This window comes from Planctobacterium sp. AWM4_229, from assembly GCF_056160305.1.
In genome coordinates this window covers 189,211-213,514 of the sequence record NZ_JBSWWX010000008.1, presented here as the reverse complement: position 1 = coordinate 213,514, position 24,304 = coordinate 189,211, and the positions used below count along the sequence as shown (strand labels likewise).

Genomic DNA, 24,304 nt, shown 5'->3' with positions numbered 1-24,304 from the left:
GGTGCTTGCACTAGTTAGCTTCCCAACACATAAAAGAAGCTAATCAAACTATCGCGATTACTCGTAGCTGTATGACATGGTTACACCACTATAAGCTCTGTAACCACGAATGCTGACGTGCCAGGTACCCGATGCTGGATTATTGAAGGTACAGGTTTCATTGTTGCCAGAAGTATAAGGTCGGCAATCATAGGTACTCGTAGTTGGATCAGCACCATAACGCATGTACAGGTCAGCATCACCTGAACCACCTGAAATGCTAACAGACATAGTCGTTACGCCCGCCGGGATTTCCCAGGTATAACGGTCCCAGGCATTACGCGAACCACTCAAGTTAGAAATAGAGCCGTTAACAGGATCGACATCGCCGCCACCATTGTCACCGCCGCCATTGTCGCCACCATCTCCCTCACAACCATAAGTATTGAGGTAGTTGTAAGCGTCTTCAGATTGCACTATGCCGTAGCCATATTGCGTATCACGGCCAGATGAACCTTTATCCTTCGCAGTAGATTGCAATGCAGAACGGATTTCGTCGGCACTACATTGAGGGAAGAAGCTCCAAACCAAGGCTGCAACACCAACAACATGCGGCGTAGCCATTGAAGTACCGCTTAAGGTAGCGTAGGAATTGGTTGGATAAGTTGAATAGACCGAGGATCCGGGTCCAGCTAATTCCACCTGGCTATTATACTGGGAGTAGCTGGCGCGGCTTTCACTGGAGGTTACTGCAGCCACAGATACTACTGCATCATAAGAGGCAGGATATGAAAAGCTGCTGTTGCCATCGTTACCCGCTGCAGCAATCAACAAAATGTCCTGGTCTGCAAAGCTCTGCATAGCATTGGACTCTGCAGTGGAAGAACTACCACCACCCAAGCTCATGTTGACCACATCAGCACCTGCGTCGGCACATTGTTGGATACCATCGATTAGATCTGAAGCAAACGTCCAGTTGCCTGAATCGTCAAATATCTTAACCGCATGAATATCAACACCAGGATAAACGCCAACCACACCTTCGTTGTTAGACAATGCGGCAATGGTGCCTGCTACGTGGGTACCATGGCCATTGCCATCGTTATACCAGTTGCCTACACCGCTATTGTTAGCTTCACCGGAAGCGCCATTATTTTGATCTGGCAAATCAGGGTGACCTAGATTGTAACCCGTATCAATGACACAGACTTTTCTGGCACTCAGGTTGTTCTGGAATAGCTGATCAGCTTGCACCATTGGAATGCCATAAGGCGTGGTTTGTGCCATCAAATAACGTTTAGGGTCTTCCTCTGCTGTAGCCACACTGTGGTGATTGGATACCGTGTTGAAGGTTTTCTTGTCCATGTTCACCACCATCATCTTGTGGCTTTCAATGGCTTTGATAGGCGTAGCACCCAAGCTACGCAAGTGTTCACTGGCCAATCGTACATCCAGTTTACCCTGACGGTCGAACAGTGAAACGCCGCCATTTTGTTTTATCGATTCAGCATCACCCATTACCGCATCATCATTAAAAATGACAATATAACGCTGTTGCATTTCCGCCAGCATGGGGGCTTGGTTTTCCTGAACCTGGGTTTCAACCGCCATTCTTACTGGCGCTTTAGCGGATTCAGTTTCTGTCGCAAAGACTGCACCAGCAATCAAAGAAATAGACGAGAAGCCTAGACCTAAGACGATCTTATTTAATTTATGAGACATTGATATTGTTCCTGTCGTTCATTGAGCGGTTGTACACTGCCTGCTTTATGCAAAACTAAGTGATAAACGCTCCTGTTATTGGATTTAAATTCCCGAACCAACAGGGAGCCTCAATCTAGCGTTGAGTGACCTGATGGCTCGCAACACGCTTCTCCAGGTTTGTAAAAAGTCAGGTAAATCACAGAACTTTGTCACAAATTTCAAAGCGAGCATTTTATTTACCTAACAAAGCGCCTAATTGAATGACAATAAACACCCCCAAACAACTGGTAAGACCTCGCCATTAAATTTATTTTTTTGAGTTAAACCTCTGTTTTTAAAAGATTTTTGAATGTCACTTTGCATATTGGATGACCCACAATCACTCAATTTAAAGAGACACAATGATATTTACGCTTGTAAACAATTAAGTACGGCTTCGTAAAAAAATGTAACTTGAATTGATCAGTATTTTGTTGTCTTATTTACAAGAGGGTATATTTTTTACCTCTGCAGGGGGGATGCTTTTCATTTGAACTATCGCGATAGCAAGGAGAGAACACAAAATTTATTGATGAGGGTAACAACCCAATGACAGGTATTGCTTCGTTAACTCCATCCTTGGAGTGTTTGCTTGTTTTGCTTTTTGGCTGCGCTGGCGTCTTAGCTTACGCCATTAAAACTCAAATAAGTTTAAAAGCTGAAAAATATAAGTTCATTCAATGTCATGCCAAACAAAGTAGTCTGCATCGCACCCTTTCGGAACAAGAAGTGCGGATCCGGAACCTCACCAGAGAAAATAAACAGCTGGAAGAAACACGGCATCTATTTTTTACTTCTATTTCTCAGGATTTGAGTAACTCCATTGGCGTAATCAAAAACCACTATATGGAATGGTTTCAACAAACAAAAATTGAGACGGATTTGCTCGAAAAAGCAATAGCGACAGAGTCCAGTATTCACAAAATTGAGCAGCTGGTTCAAGATACCCATCACGCCGGACTATCCTCTGATCTTGAAGCTTACGCTCAAACAGAAAAACAATGTTCGTTAGTGCAAGTACTGACAACGTTGTTGCATCAACTGCCCAACCATAACGGTGAATCTGGTGCTCAATTGTCATACCCAAACGGCGTGGACTATATTCTGCCAGTGGAAGAACAAGCTCTGCTACTGTACCTTTCTTTTTACTATAATTTAGTGCCTAAACAAGTGCCGTCTCAGTGCAAATTGACGTGGCAAGTGACTGAACAGCAAAGCAAGTTGCTGCTCTCGATTCGTTCCGAAGGTAACCTGGCCTTTCCCCTTGAAATCGCCAACCCAGAGAAACAACCGGAGTATTTCCTTGCAGCTCACTTTGCTCAAAAGCTTCAAGCCCAAACTCATATTGGCCAGCCACTGCCCCCCACATGCATAATGGAATTTGTAATAGGCAGCTTTAAAAAAACCACCTTGCGCTCTCACAATGAGATTGATGATATCTCCCCTCAGGTATTCTTCGACCTGTTTCAGGAGCCTTTGTTAAACAAAGCCGGTCCAGAAACAAACAGCCCAAAATGTTTAATTCTGGATCCCTGCCCCGAAGTTCAGATGAGCTTGACCCAAACACTGAGCGGTCACTTCAACTGTATCGGCATGTTTTGTCTGATTTCAGGGATGAAAAAAGTTTTGGAGTGGCAACCGGATGTGCTGATTTTAGATCCTGTTCAAGGCTCTGAAAATGGCTTTGATTTGTTGCAAGAGTTAGCCAAGTCAATCGACTTACAAACCTTACCTATTATTGTTTTGACAGCACAAGACACCACAAAAAACAGGCTGCGGGCGCTGGACCTGGATATTCAGGTATTTTTCAAAAAACCGTTTGATAATGTCATTTTACTTGAAAGCGCAAAACGACTTCACCATGCTAAAAAAGATCAAGCACTGCGCCAGGAGGTCCACGACAATGTCACATTTCAACCTTCCAGAGACGCCATCTTTTTAGCGCAACTAAACAAGCTATTAGAAGCCGAAATTGGCAACCCGAATTTTCGATTTGAAGACTATTTTGAGCAATTTTCACTGTCCAAACGACAATTCTTTCGTCGCGTCAACAACCTCACCCGCTGTACTCCCAAGCAATATCTGATTCAGAAGAGACTGGAACTGGCAAAGCATTTACTTGCAAAAGGCTGTTTACTTGAAGATGTCACCCAACGCTGTGGATTCAAAAATTCCCAAGCACTGCTCAAAGTATATCAAGCGCATTTTGGGGAAGAGCCCGTATAAGCATCTTTATGGTTTTTCCACCAATCTCTCAATGTCAGGCAAGCAATCAACAAGCGATTTAGCGGCTTCAAAATCAAAGGCATCCAGAGCCATTAACACTTTGTGCCAGGTATCGGCGTTATCCGGCATTAGTTCCAATAGCGCTTCCGCGCTGTCTTCTGCGGCTGTATCGTAATCTTGCAGTTGGAGTTTAAGCTTATTGAACAATGACAAAAGACCATCAATGTCCTTAGTAACAGGAAATTCACTTGGTGTTGCAGTCGAATCGTCGCTGAGGTTATCTAGGGCGATTTCGATATCGTTTTTTAACCGAACAAGCTGTTCTGTCAGTGAATGCAGCAGCGGTTCAGGACTGATTTTCCCTTGCTTTAAACAATCCTCAAACTGACTACATAACTCTAAAGTCGATTTCGCGCCTATGTTTCCCGCATTGCCCTTAAGTGTATGAGTCAGTCTGATAGCTGTTGCTGAATCACCGCTGGCAAGGGCTTCCTGCAAATCACGAGAAAAACAATCCTGTTGTCGTAAAAAACCTTCCAGTAAACGTCGGTATAGCTTTGTATTGTTAGCGCAAGTAGTCAGGCCAGCTTTGGCATTCAGCAAGGTAAGCTCAGCTAAAACGTCATTGCTCAACGGATCATCATAGCTTTGCTGCCCATCATGCTCCACAGAGGTCAGAGATTCCGTGCGAGTATGCTGCATTTGAGCAGGCTCCCGGTCGGGTAACCAGTTTGCTAGCGTGCGATATAGACGTTCAGGATCTATGGGTTTGCTTATGTGGTCGTTCATTCCCGAACTCAGAGCCAACTCTATGTCTTCTGCCATTGCGTTTGCAGTCATCGCGATAACAGGTAATTCAGTAGAAAGCTCCTGACGAATCAACCTTGTCGCGGTGTAACCATCCATGACGGGCATCTGACAGTCCATGAGCACCGCATCAAAACGTTTTTTTTGCAGCAATTCGATAGCAATCTGACCATTTTCTGCCACCGTTACCACCACACCTTGCATGGCGAGCAATTCCAAAGCTAATTCCTGATTTAGCGCATTGTCTTCCACCAATAAGATATCTGCACCGTTCAAATTTTCTAAATTATGAGCGTCTTCACCATTATCACGCGCTATGAATGCGTCATCAATATTCGACTGCTTAGCTCGTAACAAACAACGCTGTAAATAACCGGGCAACAGCGGTTTCGCTATACTATCAATGAGTGCTATTGCACTTTCATTGTTCGGCTCTTCCTGTCCAAAGCGAGTAAGGGCAATGGTTTTTAACGGGTTATCTGGTGTTAGTGCCTCGACAATTTCATCGTACGCCTGTTGCACGGACATTGCCGTCATATTCCAATCCAGCAACAAAAGTTCGGCTGGGAAAGTACCTTGATTGAGCTTAGCGGCGATTTCCACCGCTGAACCAGCGGCTAGTACTTCACAACCAGCCTCCAGCAAGAGGTTCGTTGTTATCTGCAATGACAAAGGGCTTTCATCGAGCAACAAAACTGAGCAGTTTTGCAATGGCTGTTGGCCAAAGTCGTTGGCAGCAACAGCCTTACCGCATAGGATGGTGCAACTGAAAACACTGCCAATTTCAGGTTCGCTTTCTACCCAGATATCACCACCCATTAGTTCCACCAGGTCTTTGCAGATGGCCAGGCCTAGTCCTGTACCGCCATATTTGCGCGTAATGGTGCTGTCCGCCTGGCTGAAAGATTTGAACAGACGCTCTGTTTGCTCAGTCGTCATGCCAATCCCGTTGTCCTGTACCTGGAAGCGCAGCAGCACTTTATCCTCAAAGGTGGTTTGCACTGCAACTTTGATGTTCACCTCGCCCTGTTCATGACTAAACTTAATAGCGTTGTTGCCCAAGTTGAGTAGCACCTGCCCCAATCTCAAGGGATCCCCGAGCAACTGCAAGGGTGTCTGTGCTGCGATATCAAAATAAAATTGAATGTGTTTTTCCGCCGCCTTAAATCCCATAACGTTGGCGAGATTATCCAGCACGTCCTCAAGATTAAAAGGAACGTACTCGATATCCATTTTTCCGGCTTCGATTTTGGAAAAGTCCAGGATGTCATTAATGATCCGCAGCAATGACTCTGCACTTGAATGCACTTTACTGATGTAATTGTGTTGCTTGCGATTCAATTCTGTTTGCAATGCCAGATGACTCATACCAATGATGGCATTCATTGGCGTTCGAATTTCGTGAGACATGTTAGACAGGAAATCAGACTTGGCTTGCGTCGCCTGCTCTGCTTTATCTTTGGCTTCTTGCAATGCATCTTGAAGCGCTTTGTCATCGGAAATATCAAGGTGTATTCCGAAGATGCGTTGTGCCCCTGAATCGCCACTCTCCTTTACCGCCTGACCGACACTCAACAGCCATTGCCACTCTCCCCGGCCATTGCGCATTCGAAATTCTGCCCGGTAAGTTTCGCTTTGACCCGCAATGTGCTGTTGCAACAATTGTGCAGCCAGTGGTAAGTCTTCTGGGTGCACCAACTGCTCAAACTTTTCGGGGGTATTGCCATACATTTCGTATAACTGTTCAGGATCATAGTGCAGCATCGTTGCCCATATGGGACTAGTAATAAGTTGATTGTTAGACAGATCCCATTGCCACATGCCGGCATTTGCGCCCTCCATAGCCAATTCCAGACGCTCTTCTGCCTCTGCAAGTTCTTGATAGGCAATGGTATTTTGTAATGCAACAGCGGCGTGACTGGCCACCACGCGCAACATACTCAAATGGGATGTATCAAATGCGCCAGGTTGATTACTCTGTATAGTTATAACTCCAACAACACCATCTTTAGAGCGAAGCGGCTCACAAATCACCGAGTGAGTTTCAGGACCATTGAGACAAAGCTCACTAGTTAAATTTAAAGATTGCCATTGCGGCTCAGACTGAACAAATACTTGATCACCCGAGGTTACGCACCTGACTGATGGCGCCCCGGAGTCTGACAAGGATATAACCTGGCCAGCGATATCCTTTCCAGCTTGTTCAGCATAGATAAATCGCAGCTCTTGAGCCTTGTTATCTAACACGGCAAATCCATAGGCGTCTGCCGCGATACCAGCGCGTAACTTGTGAAAGATTTTTTCTGCGATGGCAGCCGGATCAAAGGTCATGGCAACATCCCGGCCAACATCTCCCAAGACCAGAATATCTTGTGTGCGCTGCTCTACCTTTGCTGATAAATAAGCTTGAATTCGGGTATGTTGTCGCACTTTTATCCAGTAACTCAGTACAACAATGGTTAACAGCGTCAGTGCCACAGCAATTTGAAACCACAAAGTCTGATACCACGCTGGATTAACAACCAGATTAAGACCAACCGATTCCATATTCCAGATACCGTGATTATTACTGCCCATCACTTCGAATCGATACTCACCGGGTTCCAACCTACCAAAAGTGATTTCTGGTAACGGTGTAATATCGCTCCACTCATCAATGTAGCCAGAAATACGCGTTCGGTAGCGATTATCTTCCGTTGCCTGATAATCCAGTGCAGCAAAGTCGATTCGTACATTGCGGTAATTGTGAGGAACTTCCAGTGCATCTGGAACCGTTGCCAGTTGTCGACCATCAATTGAGACTTTAGTGATCACTACTGGAGGGGGGACCCTGTTAACGATGACCTGATCTGGATGAAAACCCGTTAAGCCGTCAATGCTGCCAAAGTAGATTGTGCCGTCAGCGGTTTTAAGCGCTGAGCGTGCCAGAAAGTTATTACTGTGAAGACCGTCATTAGTGGTGAAATGGTGTTGCTTTCCCGTTTTTGGCTCTAATCTGAAAATACCTTGATTACTGGCCATCCAGAGATTGTCATGATGATCCATCACCATACTTTGAACTGCAATATCGGTATTTTCTCTGCTCAGAATAAACGGTTGAAAGGTTCGACTTTTGGGATCAAATCGATCCACTCCTCTGCGTGTAGCAAACCAGATGTTACCAATCTCATCCTGCAATGCATCATTAATAAAATTCGCAGATAAAGTACTATTTTGCCCCTGAAGGAAGTGCTCAATGTCACCGGTAATGGTGTTGATGGCAAACAACCCGTCTCCGGCTGTCCCCACCCATGCAGTCTTCGATTCATCCACAAATACAAAGTTTGGGTCCACTCGCTCGAGGAAATAACGAACTTGTTGCGAACCGGGTTGCCATAACGCCACCCGGTTCTCACCTGCGGCAATGATCCACAAAGCGCCATTTTTATCAGTGCTAACCCAATCAATTGCTTGATCGGATGTTTCTAACCAGGGAATTTGAATTTTAATCAGCTGTTTTTCGTCATCACTCAATCGGTATAGCCCGTTGTCGGTTGCCAACCATATTTTCCCGTCCGACGCCCTGCTAATATTGAGGATCCGCAAGCGATTAAGGTTGCGCAAATTCGTTTCACTCATATGGGGAGTAAACTGTGTAGTACCGTCAAATCTAACCAGGCTGCGCCCTGTACCAAGCCAAATATTTTGCTCACCTGCACCATGCAAGGAAACCACCTGATTGAACAAACCCGAAAGCTGATAGTCTTGTAAGAAATTGCGCCAGCCTTTGAAGGGCGGTGGATTTTGGAACACTTTAACAACGCCAGAATAGCGTGTCGCGGCCCATAAAATACCAGTGGAATCCTGCATTACTTGCCGAACATCACGATTTTCTAACAAGCCCCAGTTGCCCTTCTCCCCCGCAGCAACGAATAATTTGTTTTCCAGATCAAACTTGTATACCCCTGCAAAAGTAGCAAGCAACAAGTGTTTTCCAACTTGAGTAATATTGGTCACACTGGGCAAAGTGCCGTCGGGCAAATCGAATAATTGATAGCGCTGCTCTACTGGATCAAATAATCCAAAACTCAATCGTGTGGCCACCCATATACGTTGCTGAGTATCAACGAATACACTTCTGACTTCTGGGTGGTCAAGTCCCTGTTCGCGCGCCGCATACCGGACAAAATGCTCGCTTTGTGGGTCAAAAGCATTAAGCCCATTGGAGGTGCCAACCCAAAGTTTTCCACTATCGTCTTCAGCTATACTCCAAATCCGATTGTGGGAAATAGAGTGGCGATCGTCCGGCTGATGTTTCCACGCTTTAAAGGCATCATCATGGGCGTTGTAGCGATTCAAACCACCGCCATTCGTTCCTATCCAGATATCCCCGTTACGGCTTTCAAAGAGCGCTTGCACGCGATCGGCACTGAGAGAGTCGGATTGCGACGCACTGTGTTTATAGCGAACAAACATTGCGCTTTCTGGTATAAATCGATTAACGCCACCGCCCCATGTCCCAACCCACAAGCGGTCTTTAGAATCAATCAGCATGACGCCTACATTGTTATTCGATAAAGAGCCGAGAGCTAAGGGATCGTGTCTGAATGCAGAAAACTGGTAGCCATTGAAGCGTTTTACCCCATCGGCTGTACCGAACCACATGAATCCTTTTTGGTCTCTCGCGATAGCGTAAATTTGCGGATTTGATAGCCCATCAAAGACCGAAAGCGTTTCTATCTTTGATGCGGCAAATGAAGAACCCCAATGCAAAAAAACACAGGTAAACACAATCCTACTTATTAGCCATTGAAGATTTTTCATTTTCAGGACAGCTTCCTTTCAAGCGTAACAACAACCATTTTACGCCAATTTTTATTCACTATTGCGCATTTAACAGAAAAGTCTTGATTCCGTTGCTATTCTTAACCAATAGTAGCAGAAAGGCGTGCGAGCGATACTGTCTAAAAAGGAGTCACGGATGCGGAGCGGAAAAGAACTTTCGGATTTCAAAAACAAAGTGGTGTTAATTGTTGATCCGGCCGACAATATCAGATCAACTATTGCTTCTATGCTGAAGCAATTGGGCTTTAGCCAAATACAGCAGGCCGCTCGACTCAGCCACGCCAATCAGATTATCGCAAAACACAAAGTTGACATCATTATTAGCGAGCAACTGCCACCTGAAGTAGACGGCCTGAACTTGCTGCGTAACATTCGAAGTACGGAAGAGATGGCAAGCAGTGCTTTTATCATTGTCTCCGCCTCATTGGATCAGTCCACGGTTATCAATGCCGTAAAATCTGGCGTATCTGAGTTTATTGTAAAACCCTTTTCCCTTAAGACATTTAGCCAAAGAATACAACGCGCGGTGGCTTTACCGGTTAAAAACAGCCAAAGCGCAAATATTAAAGGTAAGGAGCCAGAACACGTTATAGAGAATATTTCTGATAAGGAATTGGAAAGCACCAGCATATTGGTGGTTGACGATGTACCAGAGAACATCAAGGTTATTTCAGAAGTGATCCGCAGTGACTACCAGGTCAGAGCCGCAACAAGTGGAGAAAAAGCATTACAAATATGCATGTCAGCCAATCCGCCTGATTTGGTTTTGCTAGATATCATGATGCCAGATATGGACGGTTTAACTGTCTGTAAAAAGCTCAAAGAACACCCTGCCACACAGCATATCACCGTTATTTTTATCTCAGCCATGGACCAAACTGATGACGTCGTCAAAGGCCTGGAACTAGGCGCGGTTGATTACATTACCAAGCCCATAAACCCACGAATTCTAGCTGCACGAGTTAAAAATCATGTAAAAATTGCACGTTCCACCAAGAACCTGCGTGAGCAAGTAGATTTAATGGTGGATTACACCCAATTGCGCTCTGAATTTGACCGAGCATTACAGAAAGACATGAAACGCCCATTTGAAAGTATCGCGGATAACTTACGCAAATTGGATGTTTATTACGATGAGCCTAAAAAAGTTCGGGAAACCTCGCAGCAGCTGAAAGAAATTTGCCAAAATGCCAATAGTTATATGGACAACTTGCAATTAGTAACGCAACTGGAGAGTAACGATTACAAATTTACTCCTATGAACGTCAATTTGGTGGACATGGTCAATGATGTTACCGCTCAACTCAGCGGCATGCTAAAAGCGCGTAGCCAGACGTGGCAAATTGATGACGCAAACCTACTAATTATTCAAGCAGAAGAATCTATGGTGCGCATGACCCTGAGCAACCTGATAAAAAATGCCATTGAGGCATCAAACGAAGGGGATTGCATTAGCGTTAAGTTCCAAAGTCAGAACAAGAAAGTACAGTGCCTTATTCACAATCCCACTGTGATTGACCCTGCGATTCAGGACCGTTTCTATGAAAAATACCTTAGCTGGAAAAAACCGGATGGGATTGGCTTGGGTACTTATATTGCTAAACTGCTTACCGAAACCCAAAACGGTCGTATCTGGTTTGAAACCGGCGAAGACACAGGTACCACACTGTTTTTAGAATACCCTCAAAAATAATTCATCAGGCACTAGCGGGTGTTCAAAAATCGTAAAGCTTATAAACCGTTTTAACCCAACAGCCAATGCCAATAGCAGCACAGATGGCCGAGCTCCAAAGGGGCAATGGATAAAAGGGTAAAAGCGCTGCCACCAAAATAAAGGTACCTCCGCCTACGGCATAGATAATGCTTTTGGTGTTTTCCCGCTGCTGTAATAGCTGCTGCTCATGCCAAAGTTGTTGCTTTTGTGGCAAGCGCTTCATCTGCTTAAGGCTATCGAATACCAACTCTGGTATTTCAGGCAGTTTTTCGCTCCAGAAGGGCAAGTTGCTTTTAACCTTGCCCATCATTGCAGACCACCCCACCTGCTCCTTCATCCAATTTTCCAGGAAAGGTTTAGCCGTTTGCCATAAATCTAATTGTGGATAAAGTTGCCTTCCCAACCCCTCTACATACAACAAGGTTTTTTGCAGCAACACCAACTGTGGCTGCACAACCATGTCGAAGCGGCGCGCAGTATTAAACAGCTGTAGTAAAACCTGACCAAAGGATATCTCAGCCAGGGGTTTGTGAAATATCGGCTCACACACTGAGCGAATGGCCATTTCAAAATCATCGATATTGGTGGTAGCCGGCACCCATCCTGAATCCACATGTAACTCGGCGACTTTGCGGTAATCAGAATTAAAAAACGCCACAAAGTTTTCAGCCAGATAGCGTTTGTCCTCGCGATTTAAGGTGCCCACAATGCCAAAATCGATGGCTATGTATTGTGGCGATTGAGGATTTTCACGTGACACGAAGATATTACCGGGGTGCATATCAGCATGAAAAAAACTGTCGCGAAAAACCTGGGTGAAAAAGATATTTACGCCCCTTTCCGCCAACAATTTCAAATCAGTATTATTGGCGTTTAGTTCAGCGACATTGGCCACCGGAATGCCGGAAATACGCTCCATGACCAGTACATTGCTGCGGCAATAATCCAGGTAAATTTGCGGCACATATAATTCTGAGGAATTTTCAAAGTTATTGCGCAACCGATTGCCATTGGCAGCTTCCCGAGACAAATCCAATTCATCCAATATGGTTTTGCGATATTCCTCTACAACTTCTACCGGTCTGAGCCGCTTGCCATCCGGCAGTGCTCGCTGAGCTACCTTGGCCAGAATGCGCATCAACTCAATATCGGCATCAATGGTTTTTTTGATATCTGGACGCGTGACTTTGATCACCACCTGCTGGCCGTTAGTTTTTAAAACGGCGCTGTGCACCTGAGCTATGGAAGCTGACGCCAGAGGTTGTAGCTGAAAGTCGTCAAACAAAGCCTCAATAGCGGACAACTTCAATGCCTGCTCAATCATGGTTTTGGCAGTTTCACCGGCGAAGGGGGTTACCTTGTCTTGCAGAAGTGCTAACTCATCAGCCAATTCAGCATCCAGTAAATCTCGCCGAGTAGAGAGCATTTGACCGAACTTGATAAATACAGGTCCAAGGGACTCCAACGCCAGTTTCAAACGCTCGCCTTGTGTTTTTTCAGGGTAGCGATTGCGCAACCAAAACAAACTCAGGCGCAGCATCGAAAAGTACCAAGGCCTGAATTTCTTAGGGATAAGTTCATCTAACCCATATCTGAGTAAAACCGAAACTATGGTGTAGATTCTGATAATTCGCACCGTAAATCCTATTATTTAGCGAGCTCAAGCAGGCGTGATAGACGCGATTCGAGTTGTTGTGCGCGTTGCTGCACATCACTCACCTGACCACAAAAGTCTTCTACTGCGGCTTCCGTAACAGCAATGTTTTTTTCTTCTAATGCGGCATCTCGCAAGGTTGTTTCAGTGCGCTGGACAAAGCCCAAAAAGTGCTTTTTCAGACGCTCAGCCACCTGAAATAGCTCGTGAGCCACGACGTCGCCAGTATGTTTGGCAAGTTGCTCTTCCCAATCAATCTCGATACTTTTTAAAACGTGACTAAATTGCTGAGCCACCTGAATATCGCCCAATAAATTTAACTTATTCTGCTTAATAAGTTGGGTGATATTGGCCACATTTTTTAACTCTGGCAGGGTTAAAAAACTGGTAGCAAGCAAGCAGTCTGTACCATCGGGAAGCTTGTCAACTTGTTCTGAGCTCACTTTTGCTACACTGAGCACATCCACCGAAGATGAAAACACAAACAGTAAGTCATGTTGCAGTTCAGCCAAGGACACCTGCAGTCTCTTACCTTGTAACTTCGCCAGTTTATTTGAAGCTGTATCGTCCATAGTGAGCAATTTATTGATTGCTGACTCCAGAACAGAGGACAATAATTGCGCCCTTGGCATCAGAATTTAAATCCGCGATGCAAGGCCACAATACCACCAGTGAGGTTATGGTAAGTAACCTGCTCAAAGCCAGCGCCGTGCATCATGCCTTTCAGGGTTTCCTGATCCGGGTGCATACGGATGGATTCAGCGAGATATTGGTAACTATCGGCATCATTAGCCACCAATTTCCCCATCGCAGGAAGAATATTAAACGAGTACCAATCGTATAATTTTCCAAACTGTTCATTCTCTGGTTTGGAAAATTCCAAAACCAGCAGACGGCCACCGGGCTTTAACACTCTGAAAATAGACGCCAAGGCAGCATCTTTATCTGTAACATTGCGCAAGCCAAAGGCAATAGTAACGATATCGAAGTAGTTGTCCGGGAAGGGCAAACACTCAGCATTGGCCTGAACGGTTTCAACATTGCCTACTATGCCCATATCCCGCAACTTATCACGGCCAACTTTCAACATAGAGCCATTGATATCGGCCAGCACCACCTTTCCCGAATCCCCAACAAGACGAGAAAATTTAGCGGTAAGATCACCAGTGCCACCAGCCAGATCTAAAACTCGTTGACCACTGCGCACGCCACTACAATCAATGGTAAATCGCTTCCATAAGCGATGTACCCCCATCGACATTAAATCGTTCATCATGTCGTACTTTGCAGCCACAGAATGGAATACGTCGGCCACCAGATTTACCTTTTCCTGTGTATCTACCTGTTTATAGCCAAAGTGCGTAGTTTCTGAGGTGTTGGAGTGATTTTCAGAGTGTTGTGTCACGACTTTCCCTTATAACTTGTTTATTGCGCTTAACTGCCGCAGTTTAACAGAGAATTGCCCGGTTGCGCAGGCAATTAAACTTATGTAGAAAATAGTACACAACGTACGACTAAGGTATAGTTGAAAAAAAACGCATTTGAACCACACTTACTAGTCGCCAAGCTACGCATTTGTGACAAGAGAGAAGCATGTCCAACGCAAGAATTTGCATCGTTGAACCCGATGAAATAGGTCAGGATTTACTGGCAGGTATGCTGGAAGATGATTACCAGGTAGAGGTGTTTTCTGATGGCCGCGAAATGCTTGCCACCCTCAGCCCCGACATGCCAACACTGGTTATTCTGGAAACTTTATTACCCGGCCCAACAGGCTATGAAATCTGCGAAGCGATAGAAAATGACTACAGTCATTGTGTAACCTACACCATCTTTCTGTCCGCCAAAACCTCGGTAGAAGAGCGTATTAAAGGCATGGAAGCGGGTGCCGATGACTACATCAACAAACCTTATGACGTTGTTGAAATATCCGCCAAAGTCCGCTCAGCTATGGATATCCTCAATGCCAAATCCGGGTTAAAGCAACAACTGGATTACGCCAGCCAAACCGCTTTTCAAGCCATGTCTGCGCAAAGCGAAATGGGTATCATCATGAAGGGGGTTCAAGGGGTAATAGAAGCCAACACCTTTACGGAGTTATCCTCTGCTATCTTCGCCTGTATGGCGGAATTCTCTCTCAAAGCTACCTTGTATTACGAGATGTCGGGCGAGCCCGTATTTGAAGCTTCCAAAGGGCGCGTCAGTACCCCCATGGAACAACAAATTATCAGCGTTGTGCGTAAAACAGAGCGCATCTGGACCAAAGGCCAGCGTTGTATTTTCACTTTTGGTGATACGTCACTACTGATCCTCAATATGCCACAGGACGAAGAGAAGACAGGACGCTTACGGGACAGCTTATGCTTTTTGATGGAAGCGTTTGATGTTAAAACCGATGCCTTAAACAAACAACAAGCCTTGGTAGATGCGGAAAACTGGCAACAGTCTGTCAAAGATATCACAGCTCTTTTGGCAAAAGCCTCTGATGACTTACAACACAGTGTGGATGGCAGTGCCAATACCATTCGTGCCATGATGTCCGACCTTGATATGTTGCTGCCAAGCCTTGGCCTGGAAGAAGATCAGGAAGCACATATTCACCATATCGTTGATACCTCCTCGGAAGCCTTCAATGCCTCATTGGCCAAAACCGAGCGTACCAGCGAAGTATTCAGCACCGTAATGAGCAAACTGCAACAAATGCAAGAGAGCTGAGCCAACACTGCAGCCTAAACTTATTTGCACAAAAATGCAGCAATTACTCCAGCATTGCTATACTAAGTAGAAATCACTAGCAATGTTGGAATACTGATGTTCAACCGGCCAATTCTACTTTTACTGGTTTTTTTCACATTCAACAGCGCTGCCATGGAGCGCTCAGCAACTCTCACCCTCGCCTCAGACTACCTGTTTAACGGTATCACTCAAACTGATGAAGGTCCGGCACTACAAGGCAGTATTGATTTTGCTCTGGAGTCCGGTGCCTATTTTGGCAGTTGGGCTTCCAATGTGGATTTTGGTGATGACACCAATCTGGAAATCGATTTTTACGGTGGTTATTACGGCGAGTTCGACCACGGCGGATGGTATGACATATCGCTGCTGTATTACAGCTATCACGGTGGTAGCGGCAGTGATGATAGCAACTACTTTGAAGTCGCCGCCGCTATGGGCAAGGATAACTTTGAAGTGAAATTATGGTATGCACCTGACTACGCAGGTACCGGAGCGCGACACATTATCACCGCATTAAGTTATAGCTACCCTGTTACAGACAACGCCTCCCTTGTCATTGCCGTTGATCGCTCCGAGAGCCTCGATTACGAGGAATTTGAATGGGAGCCGGGCGATGAAAGTTACATCCATTGGCGTATCGGCTCGGAGTTTAGCGTCAGTGGTTTCGATGCCAGTATCACCCTGGAAGGTACCGATTTGGATACTTACGGTGACACACGCTTGTTAGCCACTATAAGTAAGTCCTTTAGTTTTTAGTGCTACTGAAAAACTTGTCGGGAGAAAATGATGCCTGCTACAAAAGCCAGCCTTGCCATCAAACTCGTCGCAGTCGTTGGTACCCTTTTATTTGCTCTGGCGTTTATCCTCATGATGGTGAGTTACTACTCACTTACCAGCACAGAGTCCAAAATTGTGAATCAGGTGAATAGCGAACTCACTGAACAAATTGAGACTACGGTCGCCGCAAGGGCGTCACAGCAGGCAGCGGAAATCGCCATGGCGATTGAAAAAGCCTACACCTTCCCGAGAATCTTGGGAGAGCAAATAGAGCAGAGTATCGCCACTCCTGATTCATCATTAAAACTAACACGTGATCAGGTGGAGCACTTAACCTCTGGTTTATTGCGTTTTAGCCCAACCTCATCCATCTATGCGCAGTTTGAAAAAGACAAGTTCGACGGACGCAGTGCTGAATTCCTGAGTGGTTTTGAGCACTCCGTTGTGGGTAATGGTAGCTTTGAAGTTTATTTTGTGCGCAATCCCGATAACTCCATAACCCAAGAAATAATCGAAGATGCCGAGGAAAAATTTGATGCCACCCTGGATGAATTTGGCTTTCGGGCGGCCGAATGGTTTTTATGCGCAAAAGATACGCAAAAGCCCTGTATTATCAACCCTTACAAATATGAAATACGGCCGGGTTACGAAGAGCTGATGACCAGCCTCACCTACCCTGTGGTGGCCAATGGCAGCTTCAGAGGGGTCGTGGGTGTTGATTTAAATTTACCCATATTGCAACAATCTGCGGAGGCGTTAAAGCAGTCCTTATATCAAGGTAATTCAGCCGTCTATGTGATTAGTCAGGACAATATTATCGCTGCTGCAACTGAAGCACCGGATAAACTCGCCCGGCCATTCAAAGAAGCCTTCAGAAATCCACAAACCAGCGAACGCATTCTGTCACTGGGTACCAACAATAGCTCATTAATCATAGACGACATGATGTATGTAACGCGAGACATTCAGCTGGCTACACCTAATACCCAGTGGAAAATGGTCATAGGTGTAGATGTAAATAAAGCCCTGGCGCCGGCACAGCGGGTTAGCAGTACAATTTCTGACAACATCAATTCGTTGATGACATCACTGATCACGGTCGCCGTGATTTTAACTTTGGTGGCTTTAGCCTTGGTCCATCTGTTTACCCGCAGTATTGTTTCTCCAGTAAAACTGATTGCCGACAAGATGACCGAACTGGCTGGCCAAGGCGGCGATTTGACCCAGGATATCACCGTGCAATCTCATGCTGAGCTGGTGCAACTCTCCAATGCCTTTAATTTATTCAGAGAGAAAGTACGAGAACTATTAGATCAGGCTAAACTGGCTTGTGAGCAAGTGCTGGATGGCAGTAAAACCACCAGAGAGCAGGCGCAACAAACCAACGCACAAATACAGGTTCAACTCGCGGAAGTGGATAGTGTAGTGACCGCTATTACTGAAATGTCTGAAGCCGCCAAAGAAGTGGCTCGCACGGCAGCGGATGCGGCCAATAATGCAGACAAAGCCAATGACAGCGTCAAACAAACCGAGGAGCAGGTATCCTTATCCACGCAAAGTTCCAGTGAACTCTCTCAGGAAATGTCAGAAGCCTCGCTAGCAGTAAAAGCCGTCTCCTCTCGCAGTCTGGATATCAAAAAAATTCTCGATGTGATTGGCGCCATTGCGGAGCAAACCAATTTACTGGCCTTAAATGCAGCCATTGAAGCAGCAAGAGCGGGAGAGCACGGCAGAGGATTCAGCGTAGTCGCAGACGAGGTTCGAGCACTGGCTTCTAAAACGGCGGATTCGGTAAGTGAAATTGCCAGTGTCATTGATGCCCTGCAAGGAGAAGTGGACTCCACGGTAGATATCATTGAGAAAGGCAACGAACAAGCCGGACTGGCCTCTGAGCGCTCTAAAGAAGCCTTTACCCGAATGCGAGAAACTGCAGAACAAATATCAGAAATCAGTAACCGCATGATGCAAATGGCCACCGCAGCAGAAGAACAAAGCGCGGTCAGCGCTGAACTCAATCGCAATATGGTCATTATCGGTGATGCTACTAAAGAAGTATCTTCCTTGTCGCAAGCATCGGAACAAAGTTCTCGTGCCATCGATGAAGCCATTCAAAGACTGTACAATTTACTAAGTAAACTGAAAACCCATTGAGGGTTAGCCCTTATCAGGAGCGAGCCAAAGATGTTTGTCTTGAGGTAAATGTGCGTTGGAAATCAGCGGGTTTTCAAGTGTGAAAATTGTTTTGCCACTAAATCCGCCTAACTTGAGAAAGCTTTGGTACTCTCTGCTGGCGCTAAAAATCTCATGGAACAAGCCATTTTGAATGATGTTTTTCAGGCCATTTTCAAGCCGTTCAGCCAGCATTTCATGCTTTTTGCAAACAAAGAAGTAAATGGGGGCGGGATAATAGAGCAATATATGGGAGTCGCTTAACAACGGTTTTTCAGTGTGCATTGTCAGCTCCTCACCAATTTCAGCGACACTGCGAGGAAAGTAATCTATTCGCTTTTGCGCTAAGAGATCAAACAAGCCGTGATAATTGTTAACTCCCTGCACATTAAAGCCATTGTGTTTGAGTATTCCGGTATCCGGCCAGTCGTGTCCCTGACCTGCCAACAATTGTTGTAGCTGTTCAACTGCCTCTATCTCGGCAAACAATAATTTGCTGTCGGCATGCACCATCAAGGCACGGTACCCATATAACCCCTTGTATAAAGGAACTCGTATCGGCCGCATTTGCTCTTCTCGGGTGGCGGTGGTCATGTGCCATTGGATATCAAACTCACAAGACTGCGCCATATTCTCAATTGCGCGACTTTGATTCATTCGCGTTGGAAATTGGCTTAGTTGCCAGGCGCCATATTGCGCTTCAGTGCTTGTTAATGCCCCCTCAAGCAACTGCAAAAAATAATCATTTTTAAAGGCGTATTTCCCGGAAGCTCCGAAGTATTGAATCGAATGCGGCGTTACAGGATTGGCTATGGCGACTGAACAACTGAAAAAACACAACAAAGTCAGCCCAAGGCGTGAGCACGTGAGAAACACTCGCAACATATTAAAAGGATGGGTATTGAATCGAAATTGCCCAGCAGAATAACAAACTTTAGTCACTTTTCCTTTATTAACTGCCAATTTTTGGTTATCTAATCTCGTAATTACCACCTGATTGCTACGTCTTTGTAGCAATCAGGTAAATTAATCACTCAGTAACCTGCACAGCAGATTTTACTGTCTTGCCAGATAGCAATTGTTGTTGCATCCGGAGTTTGTTTTGTAACTCAATTGCCAGCTTATGTTGCGGCTTCAAAACCAATGCACGAGTGATATATTGTTGTGCCATCTCAGGCTCCCGAGAAAAGTGGAACTGTGCCAAAGCTAACAGACTGGCCGCTTGCTTGGCATTTAACTCCACTGCCCGCTCAAAACTGTGTTTTGCCTCAATTAATTCTCCACTCCTCACCTGTAGCACAGCCAGGTTGTGCAAGGCGATAGCTTTGTTTTTGCGAGTTGTACGTTTGTTATTAATCACTTTTAAGCAAACGCTGTCTGACGGTAGCACACCTTTTACTAAGGTATCCTTATAACAATGATCAATGTGCCTGTTTAGAGTACTTAGCGGTGTTGAGCTTGCCTCAAATACGCTAAAAAATGATAAAAATAGTAAACTTGTTGTTGCCATTATTTTGGTCATGATGACTCTCCTGTAGGGGTTAAGCTCAGCATCGACCTTAGGCAATGCAAATATTAAATGCGTCCCCACAAGCGCAATTGACGCCATCTGAACGTTCGTCTGACCGCATTGCGCGCAGTTGAACCTCCATCTAATACAATTCACAGAGAAGCCATTGACTCGCCAGGCAAAGATGGCAAACATGGGGCATGCTTTTAATCCGGACATCGCCATGCCAGCGCAAGAACACATCGTTTTCGCCCATATTTTGAATTTGTATGACGCAATGCAGCTGATGACCACACTGTTGGCATTTTTGTTGGCCACCCCGCTTTTATTAAAACGGGACAGGCAGCCCGGTGATTATTTTCTGGCCCTATTTTTAGTCGTACAAGGGCTATCGCTATTTAAAAATTTGATGTATTACAACGCTATTATTGGCCCACATACGCTGGCGTTTTTACACCCTTTTGAACCTTTACCGAAAATTCTGTTACCCGCTGTCCAAGGGCTGATCTTGCTCTGGTATGCCAGAGCTATGATGGGCAAACCGTTAGAAATCGGTTCTATGCTCACCTGGATCGGTTTAGGTTGCGCTGGTTTTTTCTGCGTCATCGGCGTTGCGGCCTATCAATTGCCCCCAGAATTCACCTACATAGCCAATGCTTGCCACTGGGCAGTTTCCCTGTTTTCGGTATTTACCGGGATCTACGCAATTAAACTGATGAACGAGCACGATGAATCTCTGCCGCATCGCTTCTCCAGTATTGAAAGACACAACTTAAAGTGGTTGCGCTGGATCGCCAGTGGTTTCGTCTTGGTGTGGACCATGCATTTGGGTGCCAGCATTTCAGGATTGATAGGTTGGAAGGAAGGCGCCCACTATATTGGTATCATCAGCAATGTACCGCCTTTGTTTTTAATGGCCATCATGGTGGTTTACAGTCAAACCCACGCCATCAGCGCCAGTCCGCTTAGCAACGCAGCACAAGCAAAGAAACAAGATCCAGAAACGGAGTCTTCGGTTAATCCAAAACAGGCTGAACAACTCAATGATTTGATGATTCGCGTGAAAGTTTACCAGGATCCGGAATTACGCCTGGAGGGATTGGCGGACAGCATGGATATATCGCCACGCACTCTGTCGTCTTTGCTAAACAAGCACTTCAAAAAAAATTTTTATGACTTTGTGAATGACTTCAGGGTCCGAGATGCGCAAGATCAGCTTGTTAATCCGCTGAATCAAGGCAAAACCATTCAACGCATATTTGAAGACGCGGGTTTTAATAGTAAAACCACCTTTAACACCCTGTTCAAAAAACACACGGGATATACGCCCTCAGAGTTTCGTAAAAGAGCCAGTAGCAAAACCCAGAAAACAACCTGATAGCCAGAGCTTGTAGGCCCTTAATTACTGCACCCCAATATGATTATCGCCGACACTCATAGAAACCACTTTGCTGATCTCCTGCAAGGATCGTCCAGACTGGGCACGCCAATGATTAAAAGTTTCTTGAAATGCAGTGCGACTTTTTTTGGAGCTACTTGAACCAGAAATTAATTCTCGGGCTTTAAAGTAGCCCTCCACATCTTTGCTCAATAGAAAGGTATCCTTACCCAATGCTCTGAGCGCATAGGGGCCTGTGTTCCCCCCCAGCCTGGCACCGTGCTTTTTCAGGTAGTCCCAAAGGCCGATGATATTGTCCTCAGGCCAATCTGCTACAAACTGTGCGAAAGAGCCTTGCTCAGATCGCACGGCATCTATCATCAAGGCATTATCTCGGATGCTTTTTACTTTGGTAAAGTTGCGAATAATTTCTGGATTACTGGCTTTTTTCTCCAGCATTTCATCAGGCATCAACAATACTTTGGCGATATCAAAACCAAAAAAGCACTGTTCAAAGGCTGGCCACTTTTGCTCTACCACTCGCCAGACAAAACCCGACTGAAACACTTTTTTGGTAAACTCTGCCAGAAAGCGATCATCACCCATTTGCGCCAAATGCGTTGTATTGAGCGGGGCAGAAAGCAACTGCTCTAACTGTGCCTCTCCCCCTTTTCGCTCGGCTGCTCGTGCATATATCGCATCAAATGTTTCAGCTGTCATTATCACTTACCTGGTTGGAATTAAGCGGCAATGCCAGAATGACGCAACAGCGCATCAATTTCCGGCTCTCGGCCACGAAAAGCTTTAAATAAATCCATAGGCTCGCGACTTCCGCCCATTTCCAGAATATTATTCAAAAATGAACGACCAGTATCGGCGTTAAAAATACCTTCTTCTTCAAAGCGCGAGAAGGCATCGGAAGACAAGACTTCGGCCCATTTATAACTGTAGTAGCCTGCAGCATATCCACCAGCAAAAATGTGACTAAAGCTATTCTGAAAGCGATTAAACGCAGGCGGCGTAACCACCGATACCCGCTGCCTGACATCATTGATGAAATCTTGCACACTCAGTCCAGGCTGATATTGTTCATGTAGTCCAAAGTCAAATAAGGAAAACTCCAGCTGCCTGACCATCTGCATAGCAGACTGAAAATTGCGGGCGGCTAATAGCTTGTCCAACATCTCTTTAGGTAAAGGCTCGCCGGTTTCATAGTGACCAGAAATAAAGGCCAAAGCCTGCTCTTCCCAACACCAATTTTCCAGAAATTGACTGGGCAGCTCTACGGCATCCCAAGCCACTCCGCGAATGCCAGATACACCAGACTCATTGACCTTGGTCAGCATGTGATGAATGCCATGACCAAACTCGTGGAACAGGGTGATCACTTCGTCATGAGTGAACAGTGCGGGCTTTTCTCCTACCGGGCCATTAAAGTTGCACACCAGGTAGGCGACCGGGCGTTGCAAAGATCCGTCTGGACGTATCCAACGAGAACGGCATTCGTCCATCCAGGCACCACCGCGCTTTTTAGCTCGGGCGTACAAATCCAGATAGAAGCTACCGCGAAGCTCGCCTTGAGCATCGACGATATCAAAAAAGCGCACGTCTTTATGCCAGGTCTCGATATCTTTGCGTTCAGTAACCTCGATATTATACAGGCGTTTAACCACCTCAAATAAGCCACTAACAACGCGGTTTTCGGGAAAATAAGGGCGCAACATCTCGTCTGAAATCGCATATTTTTGCTGCTTCAGTTTTTCTGCATAAAAGGATAAGTCCCATGCTTGCAAATCTGTCGCACCAAACTCTTGCTCAGCAAACTCACGTATCTCTTGCAATTCAGATTGTGCTTGAGGTTTCGACTTATCCGCCAGATCTTGTAAAAAGCCCTGAACCTGCTCGGGAGACTCAGCCATTTTGGTAGCCAATGAATAATGGGCATAGCTTTGAAAATCCAATAATTTGGCAAGCTCCTGACGCAACGCCAACGTTTCCACTATGATGTCAGTATTATCAAATTCCCCGCCGTTTGGTCCCGTCTCTGAAGCGCGAGTTGCAAAGGCGCGATACATTTCTTCTCGCAAAGTGCGATTTTCAGCGTAAGTCATGATTGGCAGGTAACTGGGGAAATCCAACGTAAACAACCAGCCTTTCAGTTCCTTTTCCTTTGCCGCTTGAGCCGCCGCATCTTTAGCTGAATCAGGAAGCCCCGCCAGCTCAGACTCATCAGTAATATGTTTGGTAAATGCCAAGGTGGCATCCATCACATTGTTGCTGAACTTTGAAGACAACTCTGACAAGCGCGCCTGAATTTCAGCGTAACGCTTTTTATCTTCATCAGCCAAGGCTACACCGGATAACTTGAAATCCAGCAGCGCGTCGTTGATTACTTTTTGTTGCGCCTCATTTAGAGCGCTGAATTCCTCAGATTCTGCAATTTGCCTGTAAGCCTGATACATACCTGCATGCTGACCTAGCCAGGTGTAATACTCCGATAACAATGGCAAACAGCTATCATGCGCCTCTCGCAATGCATCGCTGCTAACCACACTGTTCATATGGGATACCGGAGACCAATATTTGCTCAGGCGATCGCTAACTTCATCAATCGGCAATACAAAATTTTCCCAAGTGTAAACGGTTTGCTTTAACCGTTCTTCGATAACCTGCTTGCAATCAGCAATGCCTCGTTTGACATTTTCCTGAATGGTTTCTGGCGTGAACTTGGAAAACAGGGGTAGACCCAACTCAGATTCAAATTGCGAAAAAGACATAGCGCACTCT

15 protein-coding genes are annotated in these 24,304 nt (G+C 45.6%); 6 read left to right on the top strand and 9 right to left on the bottom strand.

All coding sequences use genetic code 11. From position 1 onward, the window contains the following. Positions 1–57: 57 nt before the first annotated feature. Entirely contained in the window at positions 58–1,701 is a 1,644-nt protein-coding gene (locus ACXAGP_RS18540) for a S8 family serine peptidase (RefSeq protein ID WP_475263050.1), read from the bottom strand. Between the two features lie 570 nt (positions 1,702–2,271). On the opposite strand from ACXAGP_RS18540, the gene ACXAGP_RS18535 reads away from it, so the two are divergent. Next, positions 2,272–3,948 (top strand): helix-turn-helix domain-containing protein, encoded by a 1,677-nt coding sequence (locus tag ACXAGP_RS18535; protein ID WP_475263048.1) that lies wholly within the window; start codon positions 2,272–2,274, stop codon positions 3,946–3,948. 6 nt (positions 3,949–3,954) lie between these two features. Here the strand turns inward: ACXAGP_RS18535 and ACXAGP_RS18530 are convergent, their stop codons facing one another. Continuing rightward, positions 3,955–9,558 (bottom strand): two-component regulator propeller domain-containing protein, encoded by a 5,604-nt coding sequence (locus ACXAGP_RS18530; RefSeq protein WP_475263047.1) that lies wholly within the window; start codon positions 9,556–9,558, stop codon positions 3,955–3,957. A gap of 157 nt (positions 9,559–9,715) precedes the next feature. On the opposite strand from ACXAGP_RS18530, the gene ACXAGP_RS18525 reads away from it, so the two are divergent. Then, positions 9,716–11,272 (top strand): response regulator, encoded by a 1,557-nt coding sequence (locus ACXAGP_RS18525; protein WP_475263046.1) that lies wholly within the window; start codon positions 9,716–9,718, stop codon positions 11,270–11,272. 22 nt (positions 11,273–11,294) lie between these two features. On the opposite strand, the gene ubiB is transcribed toward ACXAGP_RS18525, so the two are convergent. The 3 genes from ubiB to ubiE are packed head-to-tail and all read right to left on the bottom strand — an operon-like array spanning position 11,295 to position 14,352. Beyond that, the gene (ubiB, locus tag ACXAGP_RS18520; protein ID WP_475263045.1) at positions 11,295–12,929 is read right to left on the bottom strand and encodes a ubiquinone biosynthesis regulatory protein kinase UbiB; all 1,635 of its coding nucleotides are present in this window, start codon (positions 12,927–12,929) and stop codon (positions 11,295–11,297) included. A gap of 11 nt (positions 12,930–12,940) precedes the next feature. After that, positions 12,941–13,579 carry a ubiquinone biosynthesis accessory factor UbiJ gene (locus ACXAGP_RS18515; RefSeq protein WP_475263044.1) on the bottom strand — a complete coding sequence of 213 codons (639 nt, stop codon included), beginning with the start codon at positions 13,577–13,579 and terminating at the stop codon, positions 12,941–12,943. After that, a complete protein-coding gene (ubiE, locus tag ACXAGP_RS18510; protein WP_475263043.1) occupies positions 13,579–14,352 on the bottom strand; it encodes a bifunctional demethylmenaquinone methyltransferase/2-methoxy-6-polyprenyl-1,4-benzoquinol methylase UbiE in 774 nt (257 codons plus the stop codon). The genes ACXAGP_RS18515 and ubiE overlap by 1 nt, the downstream gene beginning before the upstream one ends. Positions 14,353–14,540: 188 nt before the next feature. On the opposite strand from ubiE, the gene ACXAGP_RS18505 reads away from it, so the two are divergent. The 3 genes from ACXAGP_RS18505 to ACXAGP_RS18495 all read left to right on the top strand — a co-directional run bounded on the left by ACXAGP_RS18505 (position 14,541) and on the right by ACXAGP_RS18495 (position 18,611). After that, complete coding sequence (locus ACXAGP_RS18505) at positions 14,541–15,662, top strand: response regulator transcription factor (protein WP_475263042.1); 1,122 nt, start codon at positions 14,541–14,543, stop codon at positions 15,660–15,662. A gap of 96 nt (positions 15,663–15,758) precedes the next feature. Further along, positions 15,759–16,439, top strand: a complete 681-nt coding sequence (locus ACXAGP_RS18500) for a TorF family putative porin (protein WP_475263040.1) — start codon at positions 15,759–15,761, stop codon at positions 16,437–16,439. A gap of 27 nt (positions 16,440–16,466) precedes the next feature. Continuing rightward, positions 16,467–18,611, top strand: a complete 2,145-nt coding sequence (locus ACXAGP_RS18495; RefSeq protein WP_475263038.1) for a methyl-accepting chemotaxis protein — start codon at positions 16,467–16,469, stop codon at positions 18,609–18,611. A gap of 3 nt (positions 18,612–18,614) precedes the next feature. On the opposite strand, the gene ACXAGP_RS18490 is transcribed toward ACXAGP_RS18495, so the two are convergent. Together ACXAGP_RS18490 and ACXAGP_RS18485 are read right to left on the bottom strand one after the other, a co-directional pair. Then, positions 18,615–19,571 (bottom strand): hypothetical protein, encoded by a 957-nt coding sequence (locus ACXAGP_RS18490; RefSeq protein WP_475263036.1) that lies wholly within the window; start codon positions 19,569–19,571, stop codon positions 18,615–18,617. 88 nt (positions 19,572–19,659) lie between these two features. Further along, positions 19,660–20,151, bottom strand: a complete 492-nt coding sequence (locus ACXAGP_RS18485; protein ID WP_475263034.1) for a hypothetical protein — start codon at positions 20,149–20,151, stop codon at positions 19,660–19,662. Positions 20,152–20,305: 154 nt separating this feature from the next. Here ACXAGP_RS18485 and ACXAGP_RS18480 point away from each other — a divergent pair, with 154 nt between their 5' ends. Further along, positions 20,306–21,517 carry an AraC family transcriptional regulator gene (locus ACXAGP_RS18480; RefSeq protein WP_475263033.1) on the top strand — a complete coding sequence of 404 codons (1,212 nt, stop codon included), beginning with the start codon at positions 20,306–20,308 and terminating at the stop codon, positions 21,515–21,517. 24 nt (positions 21,518–21,541) lie between these two features. On the opposite strand, the gene ACXAGP_RS18475 is transcribed toward ACXAGP_RS18480, so the two are convergent. Both ACXAGP_RS18475 and prlC read right to left on the bottom strand, forming a co-directional pair. Further along, positions 21,542–22,237 (bottom strand): DNA-3-methyladenine glycosylase I, encoded by a 696-nt coding sequence (locus ACXAGP_RS18475; protein WP_475263032.1) that lies wholly within the window; start codon positions 22,235–22,237, stop codon positions 21,542–21,544. A gap of 20 nt (positions 22,238–22,257) precedes the next feature. Then, positions 22,258–24,294: an oligopeptidase A gene (gene prlC / locus ACXAGP_RS18470; protein ID WP_475263031.1), complete on the bottom strand. Its 2,037-nt coding sequence runs from the start codon at positions 24,292–24,294 to the stop codon at positions 22,258–22,260. Positions 24,295–24,304: the final 10 nt, after the last annotated feature.